Below are 25041 nucleotides of genomic sequence, written 5' to 3'. Positions count from 1 at the left end.
TGGCGGCGTGTGTTTGCGGGACAGGATTGCAGATTCTGATCCCGCTCTGGCGAGATCGGCAGAATTCGATCAGGAACACTCAGGGCGATGTTTTTATCATGGGCGCTCATTTAATGCCTTGAGCGTGATCGGTGACTGTCATGTCCGCCCCCCTTTTACAGCCCTTCGTCTTGCGGATTTTCAACGGTCCGCTGCAAGGTTGCGAGTTCCCTCTGCGCGAGCCCAGAACGCTGTTCGTTGTGGCGCCCGTGGATCTATTGGCAGGGGAGCTTGCAGTCAGCGTGCCTGAGGATGCCATCTTCGTTCCACTGGAGCACGGAGGGTGCAATTTCGAAGTGCTGGTGGAAGAGGGCGAGCGGGACGGGGTGACGCTGCGTCGGCTTGACGATCATGCGCAGACACACCATTGCGAACTTCAGCACCTTGAGCAGATCGGCGGTTTGCAGATTGCCGTGCGCCGTGACGATCAGCCTTGGGCGCCTGAACTTCTGGCGCCGCCACAGCTTTCTCTGTCTAAAACAGCCGCTCACCCATGGGCCCGGCCAATCGTCGCCAAATGGGCTTGTGCAGGGCTGGCGTTTTTTCTGCTGGCTGTTGCGGTGGGCCTCTGGTCGGTGCCCGAGCCGACACCCGAAACCGATGTTCGCGCCCTGATCACCGGTGCCAGCGCCGAAGCCGAGGTGGTGCAAGGGCGGGACGAAAGGGTCTACGTGTTTGTTTCTTCCGAGCGCGACGCGGGCTGGAGTCGCCAGGTGCTGATGCGTCACAACACGCAGTCCGGCAAGGTGTTGGTCAAGGACCAGGAGCGCCGCCGACTGGAGCAAGTGCTGGTCGACCATGACCCGCAACTGGCCTGGCATTCCCTTGATCTCAAGAATCCAGCGGTGCCACGCCTTCTGCTAAGCGCTCAACGCAACCTGCTCACGCCTCAGCTGCAATCAAAACTGTTCGACGTTTTGCTCAAGGCTGCGCCCTATGCCCGGGACGTCACGCTGCAAGTACAGGACGACAGCCTGTTGGCGGATCTCGCGCAAGAGGGGTTGCAACGCCTGTCGCTTGGGTTCAGCCGCGACGAGCACGGCGACAGTGTCACGTTTGCCGTTCAAGGCAACTTGCAGGATTCCGAGGTGGCGGCGGTTCGCCAATACGTCGACGGGTTTTACCGGCAGTGGGGTGATCGCTACGTGAACTTCGCTGTCGAGCTCAAGGACGACGCGCTCAAGGGCAAGTCGTTTCAAACCGGCCCGCTGGGCTACATCAAGATGACTTCGTCGTCTTGGCATTTTCCCAAGCAAATCTAGAAGGTGACGTATGTCTAATCCTGGTATTCCACCGTTTCCAATCAATTTCCCCGATGATTTTCTCGGGCGGCAGGCCGCGGGGTTCGAGGAAGGTGCGAGATCACTCAAGCAAGCACTGGATGAAGCCCTTGCGGCCCTCAAGGGTGATGCTTCGGATCCGGAAAAGTTGGCGCTTTATCAGACCGCATTCTCATCCTACACAGTGTTCCGTAATGCCCAGACCAACACGATCAAGGGCTTCAAAGACATCGACATGGCGATCATCCAGGCCGCTCGCTGATTTTTTTTGGCCGGCCATCGTTGCCTGACGATGGCCATTTCATGGGGGCACTGTATGCCGGTTCAACCTATTTCCAATTCGATAGTCGAGGGACCCGCCTTCGTTGAATTGCGCGGCCCGCAGGAAGGGCCGATCGTTTCCCTGGAGTCTCGATTGATTCAAGCGTTTGCCGGTTCGGCGGTGAGCAGCGAGCAGGAGGTTTCGGCGATCACCCAGCTGATGCAGCGTCCTGATATCACCAGCCCTGCAGCATTGACTCAGTTGCAGGAGCAAGTGGGGCAGTACAACGTGGACATCAACTTGCTCAACGTCCTGGTGCGTAAAGCGGTGGGCACGGCCGAAACCCTGCTGCGTGCGTCATGAAGGCAAGCGCGCTGCTGTTGCTCCTGTGTATGGCGTTACTGGGTTGTCGGCAACCGAGTCTGCTGGAAGGTCTCGACCAGCAGCAGGCCAATGAAGTGCTGTCGGTCCTGCAGCGCAATAACATCGGTGCGGTGAAAGTCGACGCCGGTAAAACCGGCTATGCGGTGAGAATCAATCAGGTCGATTTTTCCGCGGCGGTCGACCTGCTCAACCTCTATTCGTTGCCGTCCAGGCCACGCCTGCAAGTGGCGGAGATGTTCCCCAGCGATTCGCTGGTGGCCTCGCCCCGCGCCGAAAAAGCGCGGCTTTATTCGGCGCTGGAACAACGCATCGAACAGTCGCTGAGTGTGCTCGAAGGCGTGGTGTCGGCGCGGGTGCATGTCAGTTATGACCTCGATGCTGGCGAAGGCGGGCGCAAAGCGGCACCCATCCACCTCTCGGCGGTAGCGATTCATGAACTCGACATCGAGCCGCAATTGCTGATCACCGACATCAAGCGTTTTCTCAAGAACAGTTTTGCGGCGGTGGAGTACGAGAACATCTCGGTGGTGCTGTCGAAACGGTCACCGACCCAGCATGTCGCGCCGTCGGCGCCTGCTGCACACAGTGATTCACGCTGGTTGTGGGTGTTGGTCGCGGTGAGTGTATTGCTGCTGGCCGGTGGCGCCGCCTGGGCGTATCGACAGTTGAAGGCAGGGCCGCGTGATGTCGCACGCTGAGTGTTTGCAAAGGATACTCGCCGAGCCCCTGAGTTATCTGCACCCTCGGCGGCTGCAATTACCGGAGGGATTTGACGGGCCTGACGCACGAAACCAACTCAACCGGATACTGCTTGAAGGTCTCGAACTGCAAGGTCCGTGGCCTTCCACGCCGCTGACAGCCGTAGCAAAACAATGGGTGGGTCTTTGGCGGCAGTTGCCGTACATCGCCACCCTGGTGGGGGCTCATCGCCTGATGCCCAATCTGGCGCAAGGCGCGGCCCTGCAGCATCTTCCCTCATCGTTGCGTCGCTTCGCCGGTCACAGCCTCGGCGCTCGAAGAGGCCTGCTGACCGAGTGCTCGCCGGTTTCAATGGAACAGGTCGAAGCTGCCGGCCTCAATGCGTTATGGAGCTGGCACCCTCAGGTGCCGCCGATGTTGCTGGAACGCCTGGCCTTGCAATTTTCCGAGCCGGTGGTGCGCTTGCACAGGCAATGGCCGGTTACTGAACCCGATACAGCTCTTTTCTTTTTGGCGGTGCAGCATGCTCGACTCCATCCGAACCCTGACTGATCTCCCCGAGTCGAGCGATGCACATTTGTCTCGTGAAGACATCGCCGCCGCGCGTCGGCGCAGTGCCCTGCAACGCCAGGCCCAGCGCCGCGCCCGTGATTGTGTCGAGCAGGCCCGAGGTGACGCCGAAGTCATTCATGCCCGGGCTTTTCAGGACGGCTACGCCGAGGGCATCTTGCGCGCGACCGAGCATCTGGCCAGCGGTTTGCTTGAGTCGCAGGCGCTGGGGTCGCAACTGCGCACCGAGCTTGCACGGTCGGCTCGCGAGTTGCTCGCGCAGGCCCTGAGTTGTCCTGAATGGCTGGACGAAATGCTGGAACGCTGGTTGGTCGAGCAACCGGGTGACACGAGCGCTGTGTTGCAGGTGCTGCTACCGCTGTATTGTCGGTCCCGGGGCAATGAGTTGCGCGAGCGATTGTGCAGGCTTTGGTCAGGCGAACTGGTGCTCGACTATCACCCGCAGGAGCGCTACGTGGTGCGCCTGGCGGATCAACTGCTCGAATTCGATATCGAATCGACCCGGCAACGACTGGAGCCGCGACTGCTGGCAGGCGTCGCGAACCTGCCTCAGTCGGTTCGCTCGCTGGACCAGGCCTCGATGCAGGCACTCACTGATTTGTGTTCGACCTTCACCGGGCGCTCAGCCGGTTCCACGCACACTGCCCCGACCGAGGTTCTCCATGAAGATTGAAACCGTGATGAGTGCGCGCTCGCTCGAGCGCAGTGGCAACCCGCCGGTCGAGACGCTGGAGTCACGCCTGCTCGCTGCCAGCCAGAGCCTGCCTGACAACAAGCGCCCGGACCCTGAGTTCGATCTTTTGTATCAACAGCTGTTGGCCATGGAGGGGCAGGGCGAGAAAGCCATTTATGAGTTTCTGCGCACGTTACGAGGGGCGGACGGCGAGTCTCGCGCGTATCCCGATGCCAAGGCACTGTTGGCGGTCACGCTGAAGGTGCTGGTGCAATTAAAGGACGAGAAACTGGAAAAAACCCTGATCTACAAGGAAGTCAGCGGCGCCAATGGCCTGGCGTTCAGTCTGGACCTTTTCGTCAAAGGCTTTTTGCGGGAGGTGTTCAAGCCGATGGAGGACGATGCGTGGGAGAAGAGTGAGTGGTGAGCCCGATTGCGCCCAGCCACACAGGGCCAGGCGCAACCATTGTCATAGTTGTGTAGAGGGTGGCTCAGGCTGTGTGCCTTGATTGACGTACACAATGCTGGGGCGTCCCGCAAAAACCACTGCCGCCACCAACGCATTGACGACGTGATCGACTTCCGCTTTGGAGATCGGTAGCGTCGAGAAGTACCGGGTTGCCGAAACCACGACGGCGGTAATCGTTTCGCTCAGCGAGGTCCTGATCGCATTAGTGGTCAGGAACTGATTAGCCACTTGTTCGGCGGTGGGGATCCGCGCAGGTTTGAGCTGGATGCGAAAGCCTTCAGGTGCTTTCTCCGGTTGCAGCGCATGCATTATTTCGCCTCCGAGCACCTGACTGGCCACTTCGGCGCCAGCCACATAGACACCACGTAAAACGTCATGCCCCAGTACCGGAGTCAGCGACTCCAGGATTTCGGTAGCGCGGTTTATGGTGGATAGAGGAAGGCTGACCGTTACGTCGGCATTGCGGGTCATCCATTCCGAAAGTTGGGCCGCGAGCACTGCTGTATCGGTCGATGGCGCACTGCCCGCCGACATGGCGTAGCCGGGGCCTGATCTTGGTGCGGTATTGCTCATTGCCGTAAAGGCAAGGAACTGGAGAGCACCATTCACCCCTCCAGAAACTGCTGCACCGCCTGGAGTGGGTTTCGAGTTGTCACCTATCGGTAAGAACAGGTTCACCAGATCGGTGGCGAAACTGTAGAAAGCCATTTGCGGGCCAAACGAGGCTAACGCCGGCAGCGCCTGAGGCACTGCCGCCGCAGTTACCAGCGCTGCCATCGACAGCGTGAGGGTGGCGAGGCGGGCGAGGCGCGTTTGCGTATTGGCCGTGCCATTGCACTCGTCCCTGACCGCACCAATGATGTTCAACGCTGGGCCAATCATCAAGGAGATTGCGCCGATCACGTTGCGTGTCAGCGGCGAGGCGGCATTGGACTGCAAGGATTTTTCCAGCGCGAAGCCGATCAGTTGCCTGATCGTTGTCAGAGTGCCCAGGACCAGGCCGGTGCGAAGTCCGGAAATAGTCAGGTTGCTGGCCCATCGACCGAGATCGCCTTCGAATTCGTTGCGTCCCAGTTTGCCGAGCAGGTCGCCGAGTGAGTCAACGATTGCTTGGGCGCGTTGTAGTGTTGCTGCGGGTGACTGATCTGTTTTTGTGGGTAAATCCAGGTCATCAATGGTAATGGCAACGAACTCGGCCACCGATTCTGGAGCAGCACTGCGCTTTGCACCGTTGATGTCTCCATCAATCGCCAGCTCAATGGTCCGTGCAAGCTCTTGTTCACTGGTAGAAGAACTAACGGATAGGTCTGTAATGAACTCTTCCAGTATCTGGTCGATACCCTCGAGCGTGATTCTTGTTTCAGATCCGGATATTCCAGTGGCATGCCCGTCGGGACCGTCTAATTGCAGGGTCAGGGCCTTGTCGATTTGCTGAGAAGAAGCGCAATCGCCCATCTCCACGATCGTGTGATCCTTACGATGTGCCTGAGGGGCAACACCTGAGGCATTTTCTTGAGGTGGAGGGGGACTGGGTGGTCTAGGGGAAACCAGCATTTTATTTCCTGCTGTGGGGGCGCTGCGTCAGTGCAGTCGAATCGATCATTCATCCCCCGTGCGGCCGTCACTATCAAAAAACGCTCTGGCAAAACGTTACCGACCGGGGAATAAATCCCGGGGTTCTCGCCCGCGACCCTTCACCCCGGCTATAATCGCCGCCACTTTTCGTAGCCCAGAGTCAAACCCGCCCATGTACACCCTGGCCCGTCAGCTGTTGTTCAAACTTTCCCCGGAAACCTCCCACGATCTGTCCCTGGACCTGATCGGCGCGGGCGGACGTTTGGGCCTCAACGGCTTGCTGTGCAAGGCGCCGGCGAAGATGCCGGTGAGCGTCATGGGCCTGGACTTTCCGAACCCGGTCGGTCTGGCCGCCGGTCTGGACAAGAACGGCGCGGCCATCGACGGTTTCGCCCAGTTGGGTTTCGGTTTCGTCGAAATCGGCACCATCACGCCACGTCCGCAGCCGGGCAATCCGAAACCACGGATTTTTCGTCTGCCGGAAGCCGAGGCGATCATCAACCGTATGGGCTTCAACAACCTCGGTGTCGATCACTTGTTGGCCCGCGTCGCGGCGGCCAAGTACAAGGGCGTGTTGGGCATCAACATCGGCAAGAACTTCGATACGCCGGTCGAGCGTGCGGTAGACGATTACCTGATCTGCCTGGACAAGGTCTACGCCCATGCCAGCTACGTGACCGTCAACGTCAGCTCGCCGAACACCCCGGGCCTGCGCAGCCTGCAATTCGGCGATTCGCTGAAGCAGTTGCTCGCCGACCTGGCGACTCGTCGCGCCGAACTGGCGCTGCGCCACGGCAAACACGTGCCGCTGGCGATCAAGATCGCGCCGGACATGACCGACGAAGAAACCGCTCAGGTCGCGCAAGCACTGATCGAAACCGGGATGGACGCGGTGATCGCCACCAATACCACCCTGAGCCGCGTCGGCGTCGAAGGCATGGAACACGGTGACGAGGCGGGCGGTTTGTCCGGCGCACCGGTTCGCGACAAGAGCACCCACACGGTGAAGGTGCTGGCGGCGGAATTGGCCGGTCGTTTGCCGATCATTGCCGTGGGCGGCATCACCGAAGGCAAGCACGCGGCAGAGAAAATCACGGCGGGCGCGAGCCTGGTACAGATTTACTCCGGCTTCATCTATAAAGGCCCGGCGCTGATTCGTGAATCCGTCGACGCAATAGCCGCCCTGCGCTAACCCCGGTAGGACCTGAAGGACCTGAAGGACCTGTAGGAGCTGTCGAGTGAAACGAGGCTGCGATCTTTTGATCTTGCTTTAAAAAACAGGATCAAAAGATCGCAGCCTCGTTTCACTCGACAGCTCCTACGGCTCCCACAGGGGATTTGTGTTTAGCGAACCGGCGGACATAAAAAAGGGCTCCTCGAAGGAGCCCCTGGGCCGAAGCCCGCCGTCCGGATGGGACGTGCGTGGTTAATGCAGAAAGTAATCAGATTGTCGTGTCGGAGTGTTTGGCCCTGTTAATTAGCCGACGGCGTGAAGTTCGTTGAGTCTGTGGATTCCCGCAGTGCCGGTCATACCGTCCCAGTTGTCGCCGCGTCCTTCTCGCCAGCCGTTAATCCAGGCTTGGCGTACCGACGGTAGAGTAAATGGGCAAAGCTCACGGGATTTGCCACCAACGCCATATTGATATCCGCGCAAAAATGCTCTTTCCAACGGATCACGCTTAAGTCTTCTCATAGGGTGTTGCCCTCACTTGTTGACTGTATTCATCGCGTCGACCTCAATTGAGGTCTGGCAGAAAAACTCTGCCGTTGGCGGCTCGCTGCCGGCGTCGCGAGCCAAGGTGTTGACGCCGTTGCGACGTCAACCTGTGTTGAGTTCTAACCAATGCGTCACATCGAGGGAATGATCATTTTGTCATAAGGACGTAACCATTAAGGTGCTATGGCCATAAGTAACCGGATGTCTGGTTCGTGTTTATTAGTCAAACCCCCGGTATGATCGGCCCCGCGCTGCATGATGGGGTTAATCCTTTAGTGAGAATGCCTCCTGTTAGTCAGGGGATTATTCGACGAAGGGTCGACTTATGACATTTTGTTGCATCAACTTTTTTATCTGCCCTGGCATCTAAGCTCTTCTAACCTGAGCAGCAAGGGTGGGACGGCACACCTTCGTGCCACGCGGGCGCTCTTCGAGAAAAGCGCCTGATTGAAAACCGGGCCGGCAATGCGTTGCCGGTTCACTCAGCTAAAGGCTCTGAAATTCCAATGTCCGACCAATTCGAAATCTTCCTCACTTGCCCCAAAGGCCTTGAAGGCCTGCTCATCGAGGAAGCCGTCGGGCTTGGCCTTGAAGAGGCGCGTGAGCACACGTCTGCCGTGCGCGGCATGGCGACCATGGAAACCGCTTATCGCCTGTGCCTGTGGTCGCGTCTGGCGAACCGGGTGCTGCTGGTGCTCAAGCGTTTCCCGATGAAGGACGCCGAAGACCTGTACCACGGCGTGCTCGATATCGAGTGGCAAGACCACATGCTCAATGACGGCACCCTGGCCGTGGAGTTCAGCGGCCACGGCTCGGGCATCGACAACACCCACTTCGGCGCCCTGAAAGTCAAAGACGCCATCGTCGACAAACTGCGCACCCCGCAAGGTGATCGTCCGTCCATCGACAAGCTCAACCCGGACCTGCGCATTCACCTGCGCCTGGACCGTGGCGAAGCGATTCTGTCCCTCGATCTCTCAGGCCACAGCCTGCACCAGCGCGGTTATCGCTTGCAGCAGGGCGCAGCGCCGTTGAAGGAAAACCTCGCGGCAGCGATTCTGATCCGCTCCGGCTGGCCACGCATCGCGGCCGATGGCGGCGCCCTGGCTGACCCGATGTGCGGTGTGGGTACGTTCCTGGTGGAAGCGGCGATGATCGCCGCCGACATGGCGCCGAACCTGCGTCGCGAGCAGTGGGGCTTCACCGCCTGGCTCGGTCACGTACCGGCGCTGTGGAAAAAGCTGCACGAAGAAGCCACCGAGCGTTGCGCGGCCGGCCTGGCCAAGCCACCGCTGTGGATTCGCGGTTATGAAGCTGACCCACGCCTGATTCAACCGGGCCGCAACAACGTCGAACGTGCCGGCCTGAGTGAGTGGATCAAGATCTACCAGGGCGAAGTCGCGACGTTCGAGCCGCGTCCGGACCAGAACCAGAAAGGCCTGGTGATCTGCAACCCGCCGTACGGCGAGCGTCTGGGCGACGAGGCGAGCCTGCTCTACCTCTACCAGAACCTTGGCGAACGCCTGCGTCAGGCCTGCCTGAACTGGGAAGCCGCGGTCTTCACCGGCGCCCCGGACCTGGGCAAGCGCATGGGCATCCGCAGCCACAAACAGTATTCGTTCTGGAACGGCGCCTTGCCGTGCAAATTGCTGCTGATCAAGGTCACGCCGGACCAGTTCGTCACCGGCGAACGTCGCACTCCGGAACAGCGTCAGGTCGAGCGTGAGCAGGCCCAAGTCGAAGTCACCGACAACGACGTGGCGCCGGGCAAGTACGAGAAGTACAACAAGAACGGCAACCCGATCAAACCGGCACCGGTGGTGATCGAGCAACCGCGCTTGAGCGAAGGCGGGCAGATGTTCGCTAACCGTCTGCAGAAAAATCTGAAGGCGTTGGGCAAGTGGGTCAAGCGCGAGGGCATCGATTGCTACCGCGTCTACGATGCCGACATGCCGGAATATTCCATGGCCATCGACCTGTATCAGGATTGGGTCCACGTCCAGGAATACGCCGCGCCGAAATCCATCGATCCGGAGAAAGCCTCGGCACGCATGTTCGATGCCTTGGCGGCAATTCCGCAGGCCTTGAACATCGACAAGAGCCGCGTGGTGGTCAAACGCCGCGAGCGCCAAAGCGGCACCAAGCAGTACGAGCGTCAAGCCGCGCAGGGCAAGTTCGTCGAGGTCAATGAAGGTGGCGTCAAGCTGCTGGTCAACCTTACCGACTACCTCGATACCGGGCTGTTCCTCGACCACCGGCCGATGCGCATGCGTATCCAGAAAGAGGCCGAGGGCAAGCGCTTCCTCAACCTGTATTGCTACACCGCGACCGCCAGCGTTCACGCAGCCAAGGGCGGTGCGCGCAGCACCACCAGCGTCGACCTGTCAAAAACCTATCTGGACTGGGCGCGTCGTAACCTGTCGCTGAACGGTTTTTCCGACAAGAACCGTCTGGAGCAGGGCGATGTGATGGTCTGGCTGGATGCCTGCCGTGACGAGTTCGACCTGATCTTCATCGATCCGCCGACCTTCTCCAACTCCAAGCGCATGGAAGGGATTTTCGACGTGCAGCGTGACCAGGTGCAATTGATCGACCTGGCCATGGCGCGCCTGGCGCCGGGCGGGGTGTTGTACTTCTCCAACAACTTCCGCAAGTTCGTGCTGGAGGAAAATCTCACCCAGCGTTACGCCGTCGAAGAAATCACCGCGCAGACCATCGACCCGGACTTTGCCCGTAACGGCAAGATCCACCGTGCCTGGAAAATCATGGCACGTTAACGGTAATGAGGGCTGCCTGGATAACCGCGTCGCCCTCAGGTCCATCGCGAGCAAGCTCGCTCCTACAAAGTGCCAGGTTTCGTTGGTGGCTCAATCCACTGTAGGAGCGAGCTCGCTCGCGATGGACGTTAACGGTAATGAGGGCTGCCTGGATGAACGCGCCGCTCTTACGTCCATCGCGAGCAAGCTCGCTCCTACAAAGAATCTGGTTCGTTGACGGTTAATTTGATTGGATCCACAGAGCCTTGATTTTAAAAGGCTCTTGGCTCCGTTCAGTGCTGGTCAAATTAGTGGCTAATAGCTATAACTCAACTCATGGCCAATGGGCTTTCCCGCACCTGGCGTTTTGAGTTGCGTCTATGTCGTTGCACGCCGTGCGCCCAAAGATCCTGGGGTTTATCAGTGAAGATGTTTCGGCCTGGCTGGTCGCGCTGCTGGTATTGCTCGTCGGCGGGATTCTCACGGGCCTGCTGGCCTGGTCAACGCTGAACCTGTTTCACCATCAATTGCGGCAACGTTTCCAGCTTCTGGCCAGTGAACGTTACAGCCGTATCGAAGAACGTTTCGAAGATCAGGAGCAGCGCCTCGATGGCCTGCGCCGGTTCTTTGCCAATTCCGATGAGGTCTCCCGAGAGGAGTTCGACGGTTACACCCAGCCTCTATTGCACCGAACTCAGGCGTACTCCTTCGCTCAGCGGGTTGCGGGCGCCGAGCGAGCGGCTTTCGAGCGCCGGATGCGTGATGAAGGCTTGAGTGATTTCACCTTTCGCGAACTCAATGTCGACGGCCAGTTGCAACGGGCAGCGGAGCGGGATGAGTACGTGGTGGTGCTCTTTAGCCAGACTCAAAGCAAACTCGGTTCGCCGCTGGGCTACGACTTGCTGGCCCAACCGTTGCGCCGTTCCACCCTTGAGCGCGCCGACCGGCACGGCAGCATGGCGGTGTCGCAACCCATGCATCTGGTCAATATCGAGCCGGCCTATGCACGGGGCGTGCTGCTGGTCGCACCGGTGATGTTGCGCAATAGCCCGAACACTGTGGCGGTCAAACCGTTCGGCTATGTGATGGCGGTAATCAGCATGCGTCAGTTGCTGGCGGACGGATTGCCGGAGGCGGGGCGTGACTATCTGTCGGTGCGCATCCTCGACTTATCCACAGACGATCAGCACGAAGTCCTTTACGAATCCCCCAATACGCCGGCCACCAGTGATTTGGCCGCGACTCGGTTGCTGCGGCTGGCCGATCACGATTACCAGGTCGACATCCAGCCCAGCGAGGCCTTCCTGCAAGCCAACCATTCGTCGGTGACCAGTCTGGTGGTGCTCGGCGGCCTGCTCAGTCTGTTGCTCAGTGCCTTGCTCTATGTGCTGGTCAGTCAGCGGCAACGGGCGTTGAGGATGGTGGATCAGCGCACCCAGGAACTGCGCGCCCGTGAGCAGGAGTTGCGCGGCACCCATGGCCAGTTGCGCGGCGTGTTGAATGCCGCGACCCAGGTGGCGATCATCGCCACCGACCTGCGCGGGGTCATCAGCACCTTTAATGCTGGTGCCGAACAGATGCTCGGTTATGCCAGCGCGGAGGTGGTCGGCCACATGACCCTGGAAAACCTGCACCTGCCCCGGGAGCTCGTGGCCCGCTCGGCGGAGTTGAGCGCGCGCTATGGCAAGCCGATTCCGACCTGCCAGGCGATGTTGGTCGAAGGCAGCGAGGAGGGCGGCCACGAAGCGCGAGAGTGGACGCTGGTGCGCAGCGATGGCAGCCATCTGGCGGTGAACATGCTGGCCACCCCGGTGCTCGACGAGCAAGGCCTGTGGGTTGGCCACCTGGCGATCTGTATCGACATCACCGAGCGCAAACGGGTGCACGAGGCCTTGGCGGCGCGGGACCTGCTGTTGAAGAAACTCAGCGCCCATGTGCCCGGCGGGATCTACCAGTTCAAGATGGAATTCGACGGGCGTTTCAGTGTGATCTACGCCAGCGACGGTATCCGCGAGATCTACGAACTCGAACCGGACGTGCTGCTGCTCAACGCCGAAGCGATCTTCACGCGGATTCATCCACAGGACACCACCCGCGTGCGCGCCTCGATCCGCGCCTCGGCCGACACCCTCAGCCCGTGGCGCGAGGAGTACCGCGTGCAACTGCCGGTGCGCGGTCTGCGTTGGGTCCGTGGCGAGGCGACGCCGGAGGAACTGCCCGGTGGCGGCGTGCTCTGGCATGGCTACATCTCGGACATCTCCGACCTGAAACGGGTGGAAGAGGAATTACGCGCGCTGTCGATTACCGATTCCCTGACCGGCATTCATAACCGTCGTTATTTCCAGGAACGCCTGACCACCGAAATGGCCCGGGTCGAGCGCGGAGGCGGCGAGTTGTCGGTGATCATGCTCGACATCGATCACTTCAAACGCATCAATGACCAACATGGCCACGCGGTGGGTGATCGGGTGCTGCAAGCGGTGTGCGAGCGTATCGGCCATCGGTTGCGGCGCACCGACGTGTTCTGTCGCCTCGGGGGCGAGGAGTTCATGGTGCTGTGCCCGGACATCAACGGCGAGCATGCCCATGTCCTGGCCTTGCAGCTATGGCAAGCGTTGCGCAGTTCGCCGATCGAGGGCGTCGGAACGGTGACCGCGAGTTTCGGGATTGCCAGTTGGCGCGTCGGAGAGGGCGCGGATGCGCTGTTGCTGCGAGCGGACTCGGGAGTTTATGCGGCGAAGCAAGCCGGGCGGGATCGGGTTGAAGGGGAGATGAACTAGGCTTGCCGTGGTATCTGTGGGCATTGAAAAGATCGCGGCCTTCGGCAGCTCCTACAGGTGTACACATCACCCTGTAGGAGCTGCCGAAGGCTGCGATCTTTTGACTTTAAAGGCTTACAACACCGAAGCCGTTTCCGGCAGTTTCGGCTGGCGGTACAGGTCCAGCAACACTTGATCCAGTACCGAAGAGGCGCCAAACGGGGCCTTGTCGTTGAGGATCGCCACCACCGCCCAGGTATTGCCGTTGATGTCGCGGCTGAAACCGGCAATCGCTCGCACGGTGTTCAGGGTGCCGGTCTTGACGTGGGCTTCACCGCGCATCGCGGTGGTCTTCAGGCGTTTGCGCATGGTGCCGTCGGTGCCGGCAATCGGCATCGAGCTGATGAACTCGGCCGAATACGGGCTTCTCCAGGCCGCTTGCAACATGCCGGCCATTTCACGCGCACTCACGCGTTCGGCACGGGACAGGCCAGAGCCGTTTTCCATCACCAGGTGCGGCGCGGTGATGCCTTTCTTCGCCAGCCACTGACGGACCACGCGCTGGGCAGCCTTGGCGTCGTCGGCATCGGCGTCGGTGCGGAACTTCTGGCCCAGGCTCAGGAACAGCTGCTGGGCCATGGTGTTGTTACTGTATTTGTTGATGTCGCGGATGATTTCCGCCAGGTCCGGCGAGAATGCCCGCGCCAGCACCTTGGCGTCTTTCGGCGTTGGCCCCAGCAGGTCCTTGCCTTGAATGCTGCCGCCCAGTTCCTTCCAGATCGCCCGCACGGCGCCAGCGGTGTAGGTCGCGTGGTCAAGCAGCGACAGGTAAGTCTGCGAACTGCAGCCTTCGCCCAACTGGCCGCCGACGGTCACGGTCACGCTGCCATCAGCCTGCGTCACCGGGTTGTAGCGCACGCCACCGGTGCATTGCTTGGAGTTGACGGCTTTGACCTGGTTTTCGATGCGGATGGTGGCGATCGGCGGTTCCACCGAGATCAGCACCCGGCCATTGTCGTTGCGTGCCACAAAACGCAGGGCCTTGAGGTTGACCATCAGCGAGTCGGGTTTGACCAGGAACGGTTTGTTCTCGTCATTGCCATCGTCGTTGAACTCGGGCAACTGCGGTTGAATGAAGAAACTGCGGTCCAGCACCAGGTCACCGGTGATTTGCGTGACGCCATTGGCGCGCAGGTCGCGCATCAGCAGCCAGAGTTTTTCCATGTTCAGCTTCGGATCGCCGCCACCCTTGAGGTAGAGGTTGCCGTTGAGGATGCCGCCGCTCAGGGTGCCATCGGTGTAGAACTCGGTTTTCCACTGGTGGTTCGGGCCGAGCATTTCCAGCGCGGCATAGGTGGTGACCAGCTTCATGGTCGAGGCCGGGTTCACCGAGACGTCAGCGTTGAAAATGGTTGGCGTGCCAGGGCCGGTCAGCGGGATCATCACCAGCGACAGGGCGTTGTCTTGCAACTTGCTGGCTTTCAGGGCTTTTTCAACGTTGGGCGATAGCGCGGTGTTGATCGGGGCGGCAGAAACAGAGAAGGCCAGCGGGAGCAGGAAACCGGCCAGTAACAATGGACGCAAAGATTTGATCATCTGAAATAAAACCCTACAGCCGAGGGGAAAAAAGACGAGGGCATGAAGATAAATTCCCTCAGTGGTCATGAAAGTGTCGGCATTATGCCCCAAGGTGTAGCGGCGTGTGCCGTGCCCTGGTCTTCTAATCCGCTATTTTTTTACCGACGGTAGGCTGACCGCCACTGCGAGACGGGCAATTGGCGCCTTAAACTGCTAAAGTGCCGCCCGTTATTACTTATGAGGATTGTTCCAATGGCGACTAACCGTTCCCAGCGTCTGCGCAAAAAACTGTGCGTCGATGAATTTCAAGAGCTGGGTTTCGAGCTGAACCTGGATTTCAAAGAAGATTTGGCTGATGAAGCCATTGATGCTTTCCTCGATGCGTTCCTCAAAGAAGCCATGGAAGCCAACGGTCTGGGCTATGTTGGCGGCGACGACTTCGGTCTGGTTTGCCTGCAGAAGCGTGGCTCGGTGTCCGAAGAGCAGCGCGCTGCTGTTGAAGCCTGGCTCAAAGGCCGCAGCGAACTGACCGAAGCAACCGTCAGCCCGCTGATCGACGTCTGGTATCCGGAAAAGCCGATCAATCCGGTAGCTTGATGTTGTAAAAAAACGGCGACCTGAGGGTCGCCGTTTTTTTATGCCTGTTTTTTTTGGGTGTATGGCTTGATGGACCCTTCGCGGGCAAGCCTCGCTCCTACAAGGACACGCTGAACCTGTAGGAGCGAGGCTTGCCCGCGAAGGCGCCCTCAAACCTTGCGCCAATTCAAAATCACCAACGTCAACACCCCCGCCACAATCCCCCAAAACGCCGACCCGATTGAAAACAGCGTCAGCCCCGACGCCGTGACCATAAAGGTGATCAACGCGGCTTCACGTTCCTTCACTTCGCTCATGGCTATGCTCAAGCCGTTGATGATCGAACCGAACAACGCCAGCGCCGCAATCGACAGCACCAACTCTTTCGGCAGCGCCGCAAACAACGCCGCCAGCGTCGCGCCGAACACCCCGGCGATCCCGTAGAAAATCCCGCACCAGACCGCCGCCGTGTAGCGCTTGTTGCGATCTTCATGGGCATGTGGCCCGGTGCAGATTGCCGCGCTGATGGCCGCCAGGTTGATCCCGTGGGAACCGAACGGCGCCAGCAGCAACGAGGCGATGCCGGTGGTGGTGATCAGCGGCGAGGCCGGCACGGTGTAACCGTCGGCGCGCAACACGGCGATGCCGGGCATGTTCTGCGACGTCATCGCCACCACGAACAGCGGGATGCCAATGCTGATGGTCGCGGCCAGTGAAAAGTGCGGCGTGGTCCAGACCGGCGTCGCCACCTCGAGGTGGAAACCACTGAAATCCAGCAAGCCCATAAACCCGGACAGCGCCGTGCCGATCAACAACGCAGCCAGCACCGCATACCGCGGCGACAGGCGCTTGACCACCAGGTAAGTGAAGAACATGCCCAGCACCAGCGCGGTGCGATGCTGCGCGGCGACGAAAATCTCGCTGCCGATCTTGAACAGAATCCCCGCCAGCAACGCGGCGGCCAGTGAGGCCGGAATCTTTTTCACCAGGCGTTCGAAGCTGCCGGTCAGCCCGCAAATCGTCACCAGCACCGCGCACGTGATGTACGCGCCGATGGCTTCGCCGTAAGACACGCCGCCCAGGCTGGTAATCAGCAACGCTGCACCAGGAGTCGACCAGGCAATGGTGATCGGCGTGCGATAGCGCAAAGACAGGCCGATCGAGCACACCGCCATGCCAATCGAGATGGCCCAGATCCACGACGAAATCTGCCCGCTGGTCAGGCCCGCCGCTTGCCCGGCCTGGAACATCAGCACCAGGGAGCTGGTGTAGCCGGTCATCATGGCGATGAACCCGGCGACGATGGCCGAGGGTGACGTGTCGGCCAGAGGGCGGAGCTGCGTGTGCGTGGCGTCGTTCACAACGGTGTTCCTTATACGTATGAAAATATCCGCAACACCGCCCCCCCCTGTAGGAGCTGGCTTGCCAGCGAAGGGGCCCTCCGGTTTTGCATAGCCTTTAAGGCCGCCTTCGCTGGCAAGCCAGCTCCTATAGGGATTGTGTTCGGGCTGCGGATTCTGTGTTCAAGCCTAAACTCAAACGTAAGGGATCGTTGCAATACAGCAGAAGCGACAAACAGCCGTACAGTCGTGTTGCCACCGTCCATTGTGTACAATCGCAGTGTTTTTTACGCGATACTTGCCAGCGACCCACTGTGCCGTATTACAGTCACGGTCAATTCGCCGCAGTTCTCCCGACTCGAGTGCCCATGAACGAACAGTTGCAACCCCTAAAAAAACAACCGCGAGCAGGCAAAGCCGGCCGCAGCGGTACGCAGGACGATATTGTCTACGCGCATATCTTCGAGGCCATCCTCGAACAGCGTCTGGCGCCCGGCACGAAGTTGAGCGAAGAAGCGCTGGGGGAAATTTTCGGGGTCAGCCGCACCATCATTCGCCGCGCGCTGTCACGCCTGGCCCATGAAGGCGTGGTGTTGCTGCGACCCAACCGTGGCGCCGTGGTTGCCAGCCCGAGTGTCGAAGAGGCGCGTCAGGTGTTCCTGGCGCGGCGTCTGGTCGAGCGAGCGATCACAGAACTGGCGGTGCAGCACGCCACCGCCGAGCAAATCGCCGAGTTGCGGCAGATGGTCAACGACGAACGCGACAGCTTCTCCCGTGGCGATCGCGGTGCCGGTATCCGCCTGTCGGGCGAATTCCACCTGAAACTGGCCGAAGCGGCAAAGAATGCCCCGCTGATCAGCTTCCAGCGCAGCCTGGTGTCCCAGACTTCGCTGATCATCGCCCAGTATGAAAGCGGCAACCGTTCCCATTGCTCCTACGATGAGCACACCCAGCTGATCGACGCGATCGAAGCGCGCAATGGTGAGCTGGCGGTGGACCTGATGATGCACCACATGGATCATATCGACAGCAAACTCAACCTCGACGAAGAAAGCGCGTCGGATGATTTGCATGCGGTGTTTTCGCATTTGTTGCAGACCAAGAAGCCAGGGCGCTCGACCGCCAAGTTATAAATCAGACCGAGTTGCGGCCTTCGCGGGCAAGCCTCGCTCCTACAGTTACAGCGTGATCCCTGTAGGAGCGAGGCTTGCCCGCGAAGGCGGCCTCAAAGACACAAAAAATCCCCCGCAACCAACGATTGCGGGGGATTTTTTATGCCTGAAAAACCTAGCGCTGATGCACTTGATTCCCCGCCGCATACGTCTGCAGAACAGTCCGGTCATCCCCCAGCGTCATCAACACAAACAACGTCTCGGCAATGTTGTTGGCTTGCTTCAAGCGATAACTCAGCAGCGGCGTCGCGTTGTAATCCAGCACCAGGAAGTCCGCATCCGTGCCCGGTTGCAGGGTGCCGATCTTGTCTTCCAGACGCAGCGCACGCGCACCACCGAGCGTGGCCAGGTACAGCGACTTGAACGGGCTCAACCGCGCACCTTGCAACTGCATGACCTTGTACGCTTCGTTCAACGTTTGCAGCAGCGAAAAACTGGTGCCGCCACCCACGTCCGTGCCGAGGCCGACATTCAGTTTGTGCTTCTCGGCCATCGGCAAATTGAACAGGCCGCTACCCAGGAAGAAGTTCGAAGTCGGGCAGAAGGCGATCGCCGAACCGGTTTCCGCCAGTCGCGCGCACTCGTCGTCGCACAGGTGCACACCGTGGGCGAACACTGAGCGCTCGCCCAGCAATTGGTAGTGATCGTAGACGTCGAGGTAGCCCTTGCGCTCCGGGAACAGCTCTTTGACCCATTCGACTTCCTTGAGGTTTTCGCTGATGTGGGTCTGCATGTACAGGTCCGGGAATTCGCTCAGCAACTGCCCGGCGAGGGTCAGTTGTTCCGGGGTGCTGGTCGGGGCGAAACGCGGGGTGACCGCGTAGTGCAAGCGGCCCTTGCCGTGCCAGCGCTCGATCAGTGCCTTGCTTTCCACGTAGCTGGATTCGGCTGTATCGGTCAAATAGTCCGGTGCGTTGCGGTCCATCATCACCTTGCCGGCGATCATTCGCAGGTCGAGCTGTTCGGCGGCTTCGAAGAACGAGTTGACCGATTGCGGATGGACACTGCCGAACACCAGCGCGGTGGTGGTGCCGTTGCGCAGCAGTTCCTTGATGAAAATGTCGGCGACTTCGTCGGCATGAGTCTTGTCGGCAAACTGGCTTTCGCACGGGAAGGTGTAGGTGTTGAGCCAGTCCAGCAACTGCTCGCCGTAGGCGCCGACCATGCCGGTTTGCGGCAGGTGAATGTGGGTGTCGATGAAGCCTGGCGTGATCAGTGCATCCTGGTAATGGGTGATCTCGATATCGGCCGGCAGGGTCGGCAGCAATTCGCTGGCATGGCCCAGGGCGCTGATCTGGCCGTTATCGACCACCAGCAGGCCGTCCTCGAAATACTCGTACGAGGCTTCGATACCCACTTCGGCGGGGTCGGCGATGCTGTGCAGGATGGCGGCGCGGTAAGCTTTGCGTGTCAGAGGCATGTGAGTTCTCAATTAGTCGCTTGGCTGCGGCGAGAAGCAGGCAGCAGTTTGGCAATCGATGATCCGGCGCTGGCAGTTTGCTGGCCGAAATTCGCGTTATAGGTGGCGATGATTTCGCCGGCGATGGAGATGGCGATTTCCACAGGCAACTTGCCTTTGACTTCGCCGATGCCCATCGGGCAGCGCATGCGTTGCAGCACGGCGCTGTCGAAACCGCGATCACGCAGGCGGTGCTCGAACTTGACCCGTTTGGTTTTCGAGCCGATCAGGCCGAAGTAGGTGAAGTCGTTGCGCTTGAGGATCGCGGCGGTGAGTTCGAGGTCGAGCTGGTGGTTGTGGGTCATGACGATGCAGTAGCTGCCGGCGGGCAGGTCGTCGATTTCGTCCACGGGTTCTTCGCTGACGATTTTGCGCACGCCATAGGGAATCTGTTCCGGGAATTCCGCCTCCCGCGAATCGATCCAGCGCACCCGGCAAGGCAGGCTGGCGAGCAGCGGCACCAGCGCCCGGCCGACATGGCCGGCGCCGAATACGGCGATCTGTGCCTGGACCTGGCCCATCGGTTCGAACAGCAACACGGTCGCGCCGCCGCAGCACTGGCCGAGGCTGGCGCCGAGGCTGAAGCGCTCCAGATGGGTGCTCTGTTTGCCGCTGGCGAGCATCTCGCGGCCGATCTGCATGGCTTTGTATTCCAGATGCCCGCCACCGATGGTGTCGAAGGTCTGGGTGGCGCTGATGACCATCTTCGAACCAGCGTTACGCGGCGTCGAGCCGAGCTCTTCGATGATGGTCACCAACACGCAGGGTTCACCCTGGGATTGCAGGTCGGCGAGGGCGTCGATCCAGTTGTACATGTTTTCACCTCGACATCTCTGTTGTCTGTTCGGGCCTCTTCGCGGGCAAGCCTCACTCCTACAGGTTTCGCGTCGTTCACATAACCGCGATCCACCACCTACCTTGTAGGAGCGAGGCTTGCCCGCGAAGGCCGCGCCTCGGTCTTAAAGCGAAGCCAACTCCGGCTCTGCCTCAACAGCCTTCGCCACCTTCAACTGGCGCATCTGCTCACAGCCCCACAACACCCGCTCCGGCGTCGCCGGTGCGTCGATTTTCGGTTGATGCTTGTAGTCGCCCAAACTCGCCACGGCGTCCTTGATCGCACACCACGACGCGATGCCAAGCATGAACGGCGGTTCACCCACAGCCTTGGAATGGAACACCGTGTCTTCCGGGTTCTTGCGGTTTTCCACCAGCTTCACCCGCAGGTCCAGCGGCATGTCCGCCACCGCCGGGATCTTGTAGCTGGCCGGGCCGTTGGTCATCAGCTTGCCCTTGTTGTTCCACACCAGTTCTTCCATGGTCAGCCAGCCCATGCCCTGGATGAAACCGCCCTCGACCTGACCGATATCGATGGCCGGGTTCAACGAGGCGCCGACGTCATGCAGGATGTCGGTACGCAGCATCTTGTACTCGCCGGTCAGGGTGTCGATGATCACCTCGCAGCAGGCCGCACCGAAGGCGTAGTAGTAGAACGGCCGACCACGCGCCTGGCTGCGGTCGTAGAAGATTTTCGGGGTCTTGTAGAAGCCGGTGCTCGACAGCGACACCTGGGCAAAATACGCCTGCTGGATCAGCGCTTCGAAGGTCAGGATGTGATCGCGAACCCGCACGTGGCCGTTGTGGAATTCGACGTCTTCTTCGCTGACCTTGTATTGCCGCGCAGCGAATTCCACCAGGCGTTTCTTGATGATTTCAGCGGCGTTCTGTGCGGCTTTACCGTTGAGGTCGGCGCCACTGGACGCGGCGGTCGGCGAGGTGTTCGGAACCTTGTCCGTGTTGGTCGCGGTGATTTGTACGCGGTCCATTTCTACCTGGAACACTTCGGCCACGACTTGCGCGACTTTGGTGTTCAGGCCCTGGCCCATTTCGGTGCCACCGTGGTTCAAGTGGATGCTGCCGTCGGTGTAGACATGCACCAGTGCACCGGCCTGGTTGAGGAAACTGGCAGTGAAGGAAATGCCGAATTTCACCGGTGTCAGCGCCAGGCCTTTTTTCAGGACCGGGCTGTTGGCGTTGTAGCGACGGATCGCTTCGCGACGCTCGGCGTACTGGCTGCTTTCTTCCAGTTCGGCGGTCATTTCCTCGAGCATGTTGTGCTCGACGGTCTGGTAGTAATGGGTGACGTTGCGCTCGGTCTTGCCGTAGTAGTTGGCCTTGCGCACGGCCAGCGGATCGAGGGCCAGATGGCGGGCGATGGCGTCCATCACTTCTTCGATGGCGACCATCCCTTGCGGGCCGCCGAAGCCACGGTAAGCGGTGTTCGACGCGGTGTTGGTCTTGCAGCGATGACCGTTGATGGTCGCATCGCCCAGGTAGTACGAGTTGTCGGCGTGGAACATCGCACGGTCGACAATCGAGGCCGACAAGTCGGGCGAGCAACCGCAGTTACCGGCCAGTTCCAGGGCAATGCCGTGCAGGCGACCGGTGCTGTCGAACCCGACGTCGTACTCGACGTAAAACGGATGGCGCTTGCCGGTCATCAGCATGTCTTCGACGCGCGGCAGGCGCATCTTGGTCGGCTGACCGGTGAGGTGCGCGATCACCGCGCACAGGCACGCCGGGCTCGCGGCCTGGGTTTCCTTGCCGCCGAAACCACCGCCCATGCGGCGCATGTCGACGACGATTTTGTTCATCGACACGTCCAGCACTTCGGCCACCAGTTTCTGCACTTCGGTGGGGTTCTGGGTCGAGCAGTAGACGATCATGCCGCCGTCTTCAGTCGGCATCACCGAAGAGATCTGGGTTTCGAGGTAGAAGTGTTCTTGGCCGCCGATGTGCAGCGTGCCTTGAATACGATGTTCAGCGGTGGCCAGTGCACCGGCCGAATCGCCGCGCTGATGCGTATGACTGTCGAGCACAAAGTGGCGTTTGCGCAGGGCTTCGACCACATCCAGAACCGGTTCGAGATCCTCGTATTCGATGATCGCGGCCATCGCCGCTTTACGCGCGGTTTCCAGGTCTTTTGCGGCGACCGCGAGCACCACTTGACCGACGAATTGCACATCATCGATGGCCAGCAGCGGATCACCCGGCAGCAACGGGCCGATGTCTTTTAGGCCCGGCACGTCTTTGTGAGTGATGGCAATGCGCACGCCGTCAAAGGCGTAGCACGGTTGGGTGTCGATGCTGATGATTTTCGCGTGGGCGCGGTCTGACAGGCGTGCATAAACGTGCAGCTGATTGGGGAATTCCAGCCGGTCATCGATGTACTGCGCTTCACCGGACACGTGCTTGGCGGCGCTGTCGTGCTTGACGCTGCGACCGACACCGGTGGTCAGGTCCTTGGCGAACAGTTCAGCCAGTTCGGCCTGGGTCTTCTCTACGGCGTGATGATTAGACATAAGCGGTCACCCGAGTCTCGATGTGCGGTGTTTGCAGTTCGATGAAGTATTTGCGCAGCAGGTTTTGCGCGCTGAGCAGGCGATATTCCTTGCTGGCGCGGAAGTCCGAGAGCGGTGTGAAATCTTCGGCCAGGGCGGCACAGGCGCGTTCGACGGTGGCATGGTTGAATGGCGCACCGAGCAGGGCGGTTTCGCAGCTCTTGGCGCGTTTCGGGATGGCCGCCATGCCACCGAAGGCGACCCGGGCGTCTGCGATCACGCCGTTGTCGATGCGCAGATTGAACGCGGCGCAGACAGCGGAAATGTCATCGTCCAGGCGTTTGGAAACTTTGTAGGCACGGAACAGTTGTTCGGCGCTGGCACGCGGCACGATGATCTTTTCGATGAACTCGCTTTCCTGACGCGCGGTGACCCGGTAATCGATGAAGTAATCTTCCAGGGCCATCGTGCGGCGGGTCTCGCCCTTGCACAGGACGATCTGCGCGCCCAAGGCAATCAGCAGCGGTGGCGAGTCACCAATCGGCGAGGCGTTGCCGATGTTGCCGCCGAGGGTGCCCTGGTTGCGTATTTGCAGGGACGCGAAGCGTTGCAGCAGTTCGCCGAAGTCCGGGTATTCGGTTTTCAGCGCGTCGTAGCAATCGGAGAGGGCGGTGGCGGCGCCGATTTCCAGACGATCGTCGAAACGCTCGATACGCTTCATTTCAGCGACGTTGCCGACGTAGATCATCACCGGCAGGGTGCGGTGGAACTGCGTGACTTCCAGCGCCAGATCCGTACCGCCAGCCAGCAGCCGAGCCTGTGGATAAGCGTCATAGAGGTCGGCCAGATCGGCGACAGTCAGCGGCACCAGGCAGCGCTTGTCGCCACTGTTGAGTTCACCGATGTCAGTAGGCGCGATGGCTTTCAGGCGGGCGATGGTGCCGGCTTCACGGGCATCGAACTGGTCCGGTTGCTTGCCGCAGCAAGACTGCTCGGCAGCTTCCAGGATCGGACGATAGCCGGTGCAACGGCAGAGGTTGCCGGCCAGTGCTTCGTGGGCTTTGTGTGAGTCCGGTTGATCGCTGTTCTTTTGCAGCGCAAACAGCGACATCACGAAACCGGGGGTGCAAAAGCCGCACTGCGAACCGTGGCACTCGACCATGGCTTTCTGCACGCTGTGCAGTTGGCCCTGATGCTTGAGATCTTCGACGCTGATCAATTGTTTGCCGTGCAGCGACGAAACGAACGTCAGGCACGAGTTGAGGCTGCGATAGCGAATGTGTTCGCGGCCATCGTCATCCGTTTGCAGCTCGCCGACCACCACGGTGCAGGCGCCGCAGTCACCGCTGGCGCAGCCTTCTTTGGTGCCGGGTTTGCCCACATGGTCGCGCAGATAATTGAGCACGGTCAGGTTTGGGTCCAGGGCGTGCTCGCTACGGAGTTCCTGGTTAAGTAAAAACTGGATCACGGAAGGCCTCGCAGACTCATTATTGTTGTTAACCGACTTGAACCGAATTTATCAGGTCTGACTTTCCGGTCAATGATTTTCTGACTTAAAGGTCAGGAAATAGCGTTTTGTCGATAAACAACTCGTTCCTTCATTATTGACCCTCTCGGGATAGCCTGCTTTTTGCTTGAATCGTGCCAAAAACCGCCGAGTGGGCACTCCGCCATGGCGTATCAATTGCGCTACACTGCGCCGCTTGTGCAGATCGAAGAGTTTGAAGGACAACCATGACGTTCAAGGCGCCGGACAGCCTCGCCGAGCAAATCGCTCACCACCTCGCCGAACGTATCATTCGCGGCGAAATGAAGCCGGGAGAGCGCATCCAGGAACAGAAGGTCACGCTGGCCCTCAATGTCAGCCGCGGTTCGGTCCGTGAAGCCTTGCTGATTCTCGAGCGTCGGCACCTGATCGCGATCTTGCCGCGACGGGGCGCCCATGTGACCGAGCTCACCGCGCACAAAGTGCAGAGCCTGTGCACGCTGATGAGCGAGCTCTACATTTTGCTCGGCAACGCGGTGGCCAACGGCTGGCAAGTCCAGGCGGACCTGGCGCCGTTCGTGCAGATTCAGCAGCGCCTGACTGCCAGCTATGAGCGCCAGGACATCCGCACGTTCGTTGACGACAGCTTCAGCGTGATGCGCGCGGCGTACCCGTTCGCCAACAACCCGTACTTGCAGGAAACCGTCGAGAACCTGCAACCGGCCATGAGCCGTGCGTACTTCCTCGCCCTGGAACAGCGCAAGGCCTCGATGAGCGAGTTCCTGGAGTTGTTCGAACGCCTGCTCGCGGCCGTGATCGCCCGTGACTTTCCGCAGATCCGCGTGGTGCTGACGGCGTATGCCCAGCGCAGTTGCGATCTGGTGGTTTCCGCCCTGACGGACGCTTAAG

The 25041-nt window shown here is 60.1% G+C and carries 21 protein-coding genes; 13 read left to right on the top strand and 8 right to left on the bottom strand.

The features are described from left to right. The first annotated feature begins 131 nt into the window (after positions 1-131). From AEQ67_RS14970 to AEQ67_RS14940, 7 genes are read left to right on the top strand one after another with little or no spacing between them, the layout of a single operon-like run. Complete coding sequence (locus AEQ67_RS14970; RefSeq protein ID WP_059404598.1) at positions 132-1301, top strand: PrgH/EprH family type III secretion apparatus protein; 1170 nt, start codon at positions 132-134, stop codon at positions 1299-1301. A gap of 10 nt (positions 1302-1311) precedes the next feature. Further along, a complete protein-coding gene (gene sctF, locus AEQ67_RS14965; protein ID WP_059404597.1) occupies positions 1312-1581 on the top strand; it encodes a type III secretion system needle filament subunit SctF in 270 nt (89 codons plus the stop codon). A gap of 54 nt (positions 1582-1635) precedes the next feature. Next, positions 1636-1944, top strand: coding sequence for a type III secretion system inner rod subunit SctI (gene sctI / locus AEQ67_RS14960; protein ID WP_059404596.1), 309 nt, complete (start codon positions 1636-1638; stop codon positions 1942-1944). After that, positions 1941-2663, top strand: a complete 723-nt coding sequence (locus AEQ67_RS14955; RefSeq protein ID WP_059404595.1) for an EscJ/YscJ/HrcJ family type III secretion inner membrane ring protein — start codon at positions 1941-1943, stop codon at positions 2661-2663. The genes sctI and AEQ67_RS14955 overlap by 4 nt, the downstream gene beginning before the upstream one ends. Next, positions 2650-3216 (top strand): secretion system protein, encoded by a 567-nt coding sequence (locus AEQ67_RS14950; RefSeq protein WP_059404594.1) that lies wholly within the window; start codon positions 2650-2652, stop codon positions 3214-3216. The genes AEQ67_RS14955 and AEQ67_RS14950 overlap by 14 nt, the downstream gene beginning before the upstream one ends. After that, positions 3188-3907 carry an oxygen-regulated invasion protein OrgB gene (locus AEQ67_RS14945; RefSeq protein WP_059404593.1) on the top strand — a complete coding sequence of 240 codons (720 nt, stop codon included), beginning with the start codon at positions 3188-3190 and terminating at the stop codon, positions 3905-3907. The genes AEQ67_RS14950 and AEQ67_RS14945 overlap by 29 nt, the downstream gene beginning before the upstream one ends. Further along, positions 3897-4334, top strand: coding sequence for a hypothetical protein (locus AEQ67_RS14940; RefSeq protein WP_059404592.1), 438 nt, complete (start codon positions 3897-3899; stop codon positions 4332-4334). Before AEQ67_RS14945 ends, AEQ67_RS14940 begins: the two co-directional genes overlap by 11 nt. Before the next feature lie 42 nt (positions 4335-4376). Here AEQ67_RS14940 and AEQ67_RS14935 read toward each other — a convergent pair whose 3' ends face one another. Next, on the bottom strand, positions 4377-5831 hold the full coding sequence (locus tag AEQ67_RS14935) for a hypothetical protein (RefSeq protein ID WP_236710341.1): 1455 nt from the start codon (positions 5829-5831) through the stop codon (positions 4377-4379). A 292-nt stretch (positions 5832-6123) separates the two neighbouring features. Here AEQ67_RS14935 and AEQ67_RS14930 point away from each other — a divergent pair, with 292 nt between their 5' ends. Next, the gene (locus AEQ67_RS14930; RefSeq protein WP_059404591.1) at positions 6124-7143 is read left to right on the top strand and encodes a quinone-dependent dihydroorotate dehydrogenase; all 1020 of its coding nucleotides are present in this window, start codon (positions 6124-6126) and stop codon (positions 7141-7143) included. Positions 7144-7428: 285 nt separating this feature from the next. Here the strand turns inward: AEQ67_RS14930 and rmf are convergent, their stop codons facing one another. Continuing rightward, positions 7429-7644 carry a ribosome modulation factor gene (gene rmf / locus AEQ67_RS33835; protein ID WP_003223300.1) on the bottom strand — a complete coding sequence of 72 codons (216 nt, stop codon included), beginning with the start codon at positions 7642-7644 and terminating at the stop codon, positions 7429-7431. Positions 7645-8174: 530 nt separating this feature from the next. On the opposite strand from rmf, the gene rlmKL reads away from it, so the two are divergent. Both rlmKL and AEQ67_RS14920 read left to right on the top strand, forming a co-directional pair. Then, entirely contained in the window at positions 8175-10445 is a 2271-nt protein-coding gene (gene rlmKL / locus AEQ67_RS14925) for a bifunctional 23S rRNA (guanine(2069)-N(7))-methyltransferase RlmK/23S rRNA (guanine(2445)-N(2))-methyltransferase RlmL (RefSeq protein WP_059404590.1), read from the top strand. 359 nt (positions 10446-10804) lie between these two features. Next, positions 10805-13204 carry a sensor domain-containing diguanylate cyclase gene (locus AEQ67_RS14920; protein ID WP_059404589.1) on the top strand — a complete coding sequence of 800 codons (2400 nt, stop codon included), beginning with the start codon at positions 10805-10807 and terminating at the stop codon, positions 13202-13204. Between the two features lie 114 nt (positions 13205-13318). Here the strand turns inward: AEQ67_RS14920 and dacB are convergent, their stop codons facing one another. Further along, positions 13319-14779, bottom strand: coding sequence for a D-alanyl-D-alanine carboxypeptidase/D-alanyl-D-alanine endopeptidase (dacB, locus tag AEQ67_RS14915; RefSeq protein WP_059404588.1), 1461 nt, complete (start codon positions 14777-14779; stop codon positions 13319-13321). A gap of 234 nt (positions 14780-15013) precedes the next feature. Between dacB and AEQ67_RS14910 the strand changes: the two genes are divergently transcribed. Further along, on the top strand, positions 15014-15358 hold the full coding sequence (locus AEQ67_RS14910) for a YggL family protein (protein ID WP_007896965.1): 345 nt from the start codon (positions 15014-15016) through the stop codon (positions 15356-15358). Between the two features lie 149 nt (positions 15359-15507). Here the strand turns inward: AEQ67_RS14910 and AEQ67_RS14905 are convergent, their stop codons facing one another. After that, complete coding sequence (locus AEQ67_RS14905) at positions 15508-16698, bottom strand: benzoate/H(+) symporter BenE family transporter (protein WP_059404587.1); 1191 nt, start codon at positions 16696-16698, stop codon at positions 15508-15510. Between the two features lie 347 nt (positions 16699-17045). Between AEQ67_RS14905 and AEQ67_RS14900 the strand changes: the two genes are divergently transcribed. Next, a complete protein-coding gene (locus AEQ67_RS14900) occupies positions 17046-17810 on the top strand; it encodes a GntR family transcriptional regulator (protein ID WP_054054029.1) in 765 nt (254 codons plus the stop codon). Positions 17811-17964: 154 nt separating this feature from the next. Here the strand turns inward: AEQ67_RS14900 and guaD are convergent, their stop codons facing one another. The 4 genes from guaD to xdhA all read right to left on the bottom strand — a co-directional run bounded on the left by guaD (position 17965) and on the right by xdhA (position 24114). Next, entirely contained in the window at positions 17965-19269 is a 1305-nt protein-coding gene (gene guaD, locus AEQ67_RS14895) for a guanine deaminase (RefSeq protein ID WP_059404586.1), read from the bottom strand. Between the two features lie 8 nt (positions 19270-19277). Continuing rightward, positions 19278-20123: a xanthine dehydrogenase accessory protein XdhC gene (xdhC, locus tag AEQ67_RS14890; protein WP_059404585.1), complete on the bottom strand. Its 846-nt coding sequence runs from the start codon at positions 20121-20123 to the stop codon at positions 19278-19280. A 144-nt stretch (positions 20124-20267) separates the two neighbouring features. Beyond that, positions 20268-22667, bottom strand: a complete 2400-nt coding sequence (xdhB, locus tag AEQ67_RS14885) for a xanthine dehydrogenase molybdopterin binding subunit (RefSeq protein WP_059404584.1) — start codon at positions 22665-22667, stop codon at positions 20268-20270. Then, positions 22660-24114, bottom strand: a complete 1455-nt coding sequence (xdhA, locus tag AEQ67_RS14880; protein ID WP_059404583.1) for a xanthine dehydrogenase small subunit — start codon at positions 24112-24114, stop codon at positions 22660-22662. Before xdhA ends, xdhB begins: the two co-directional genes overlap by 8 nt. Before the next feature lie 266 nt (positions 24115-24380). Here xdhA and AEQ67_RS14875 point away from each other — a divergent pair, with 266 nt between their 5' ends. Continuing rightward, positions 24381-25040: a GntR family transcriptional regulator gene (locus AEQ67_RS14875; RefSeq protein ID WP_059404582.1), complete on the top strand. Its 660-nt coding sequence runs from the start codon at positions 24381-24383 to the stop codon at positions 25038-25040. Position 25041 lies beyond the last annotated feature (1 nt).

The sequence above is a fragment of the Pseudomonas sp. RIT-PI-q genome, assembly GCF_001297125.1.
In the GTDB taxonomy this organism is placed as follows: Bacteria; Pseudomonadota; Gammaproteobacteria; order Pseudomonadales; family Pseudomonadaceae; genus Aquipseudomonas.
The sequence above is the reverse complement of the archived record's forward strand: the minus strand, read 5'-3'. Positions and strand labels throughout refer to the sequence as shown.

What these genes read in the sequence shown, in the direction of transcription:
- sctF (WP_059404597.1), top strand. Translation starts at nt 1,312, where the DNA reads ATGTCTAATCCTGGTATTCCACCGTTTCCAATCAATTTCCCCGATGAT.
- sctI (WP_059404596.1), top strand. Translation starts at nt 1,636, where the DNA reads ATGCCGGTTCAACCTATTTCCAATTCGATAGTCGAGGGACCCGCCTTC.
- AEQ67_RS14955 (WP_059404595.1), top strand. Translation starts at nt 1,941, where the DNA reads ATGAAGGCAAGCGCGCTGCTGTTGCTCCTGTGTATGGCGTTACTGGGT.
- AEQ67_RS14950 (WP_059404594.1), top strand. Translation starts at nt 2,650, where the DNA reads ATGTCGCACGCTGAGTGTTTGCAAAGGATACTCGCCGAGCCCCTGAGT.
- AEQ67_RS14945 (WP_059404593.1), top strand. Translation starts at nt 3,188, where the DNA reads ATGCTCGACTCCATCCGAACCCTGACTGATCTCCCCGAGTCGAGCGAT.
- AEQ67_RS14940 (WP_059404592.1), top strand. Translation starts at nt 3,897, where the DNA reads ATGAAGATTGAAACCGTGATGAGTGCGCGCTCGCTCGAGCGCAGTGGC.
- AEQ67_RS14935 (WP_236710341.1), bottom strand. Translation starts at nt 5,831, where the DNA reads ATGGGCGATTGCGCTTCTTCTCAGCAAATCGACAAGGCCCTGACCCTG.
- AEQ67_RS14930 (WP_059404591.1), top strand. Translation starts at nt 6,124, where the DNA reads ATGTACACCCTGGCCCGTCAGCTGTTGTTCAAACTTTCCCCGGAAACC.
- rmf (WP_003223300.1), bottom strand. Translation starts at nt 7,644, where the DNA reads ATGAGAAGACTTAAGCGTGATCCGTTGGAAAGAGCATTTTTGCGCGGA.
- rlmKL (WP_059404590.1), top strand. Translation starts at nt 8,175, where the DNA reads ATGTCCGACCAATTCGAAATCTTCCTCACTTGCCCCAAAGGCCTTGAA.
- AEQ67_RS14920 (WP_059404589.1), top strand. Translation starts at nt 10,805, where the DNA reads ATGTCGTTGCACGCCGTGCGCCCAAAGATCCTGGGGTTTATCAGTGAA.
- dacB (WP_059404588.1), bottom strand. Translation starts at nt 14,779, where the DNA reads ATGATCAAATCTTTGCGTCCATTGTTACTGGCCGGTTTCCTGCTCCCG.
- AEQ67_RS14910 (WP_007896965.1), top strand. Translation starts at nt 15,014, where the DNA reads ATGGCGACTAACCGTTCCCAGCGTCTGCGCAAAAAACTGTGCGTCGAT.
- AEQ67_RS14900 (WP_054054029.1), top strand. Translation starts at nt 17,046, where the DNA reads ATGAACGAACAGTTGCAACCCCTAAAAAAACAACCGCGAGCAGGCAAA.
- guaD (WP_059404586.1), bottom strand. Translation starts at nt 19,269, where the DNA reads ATGCCTCTGACACGCAAAGCTTACCGCGCCGCCATCCTGCACAGCATC.
- xdhC (WP_059404585.1), bottom strand. Translation starts at nt 20,123, where the DNA reads ATGTACAACTGGATCGACGCCCTCGCCGACCTGCAATCCCAGGGTGAA.
- xdhB (WP_059404584.1), bottom strand. Translation starts at nt 22,667, where the DNA reads ATGTCTAATCATCACGCCGTAGAGAAGACCCAGGCCGAACTGGCTGAA.
- AEQ67_RS14875 (WP_059404582.1), top strand. Translation starts at nt 24,381, where the DNA reads ATGACGTTCAAGGCGCCGGACAGCCTCGCCGAGCAAATCGCTCACCAC.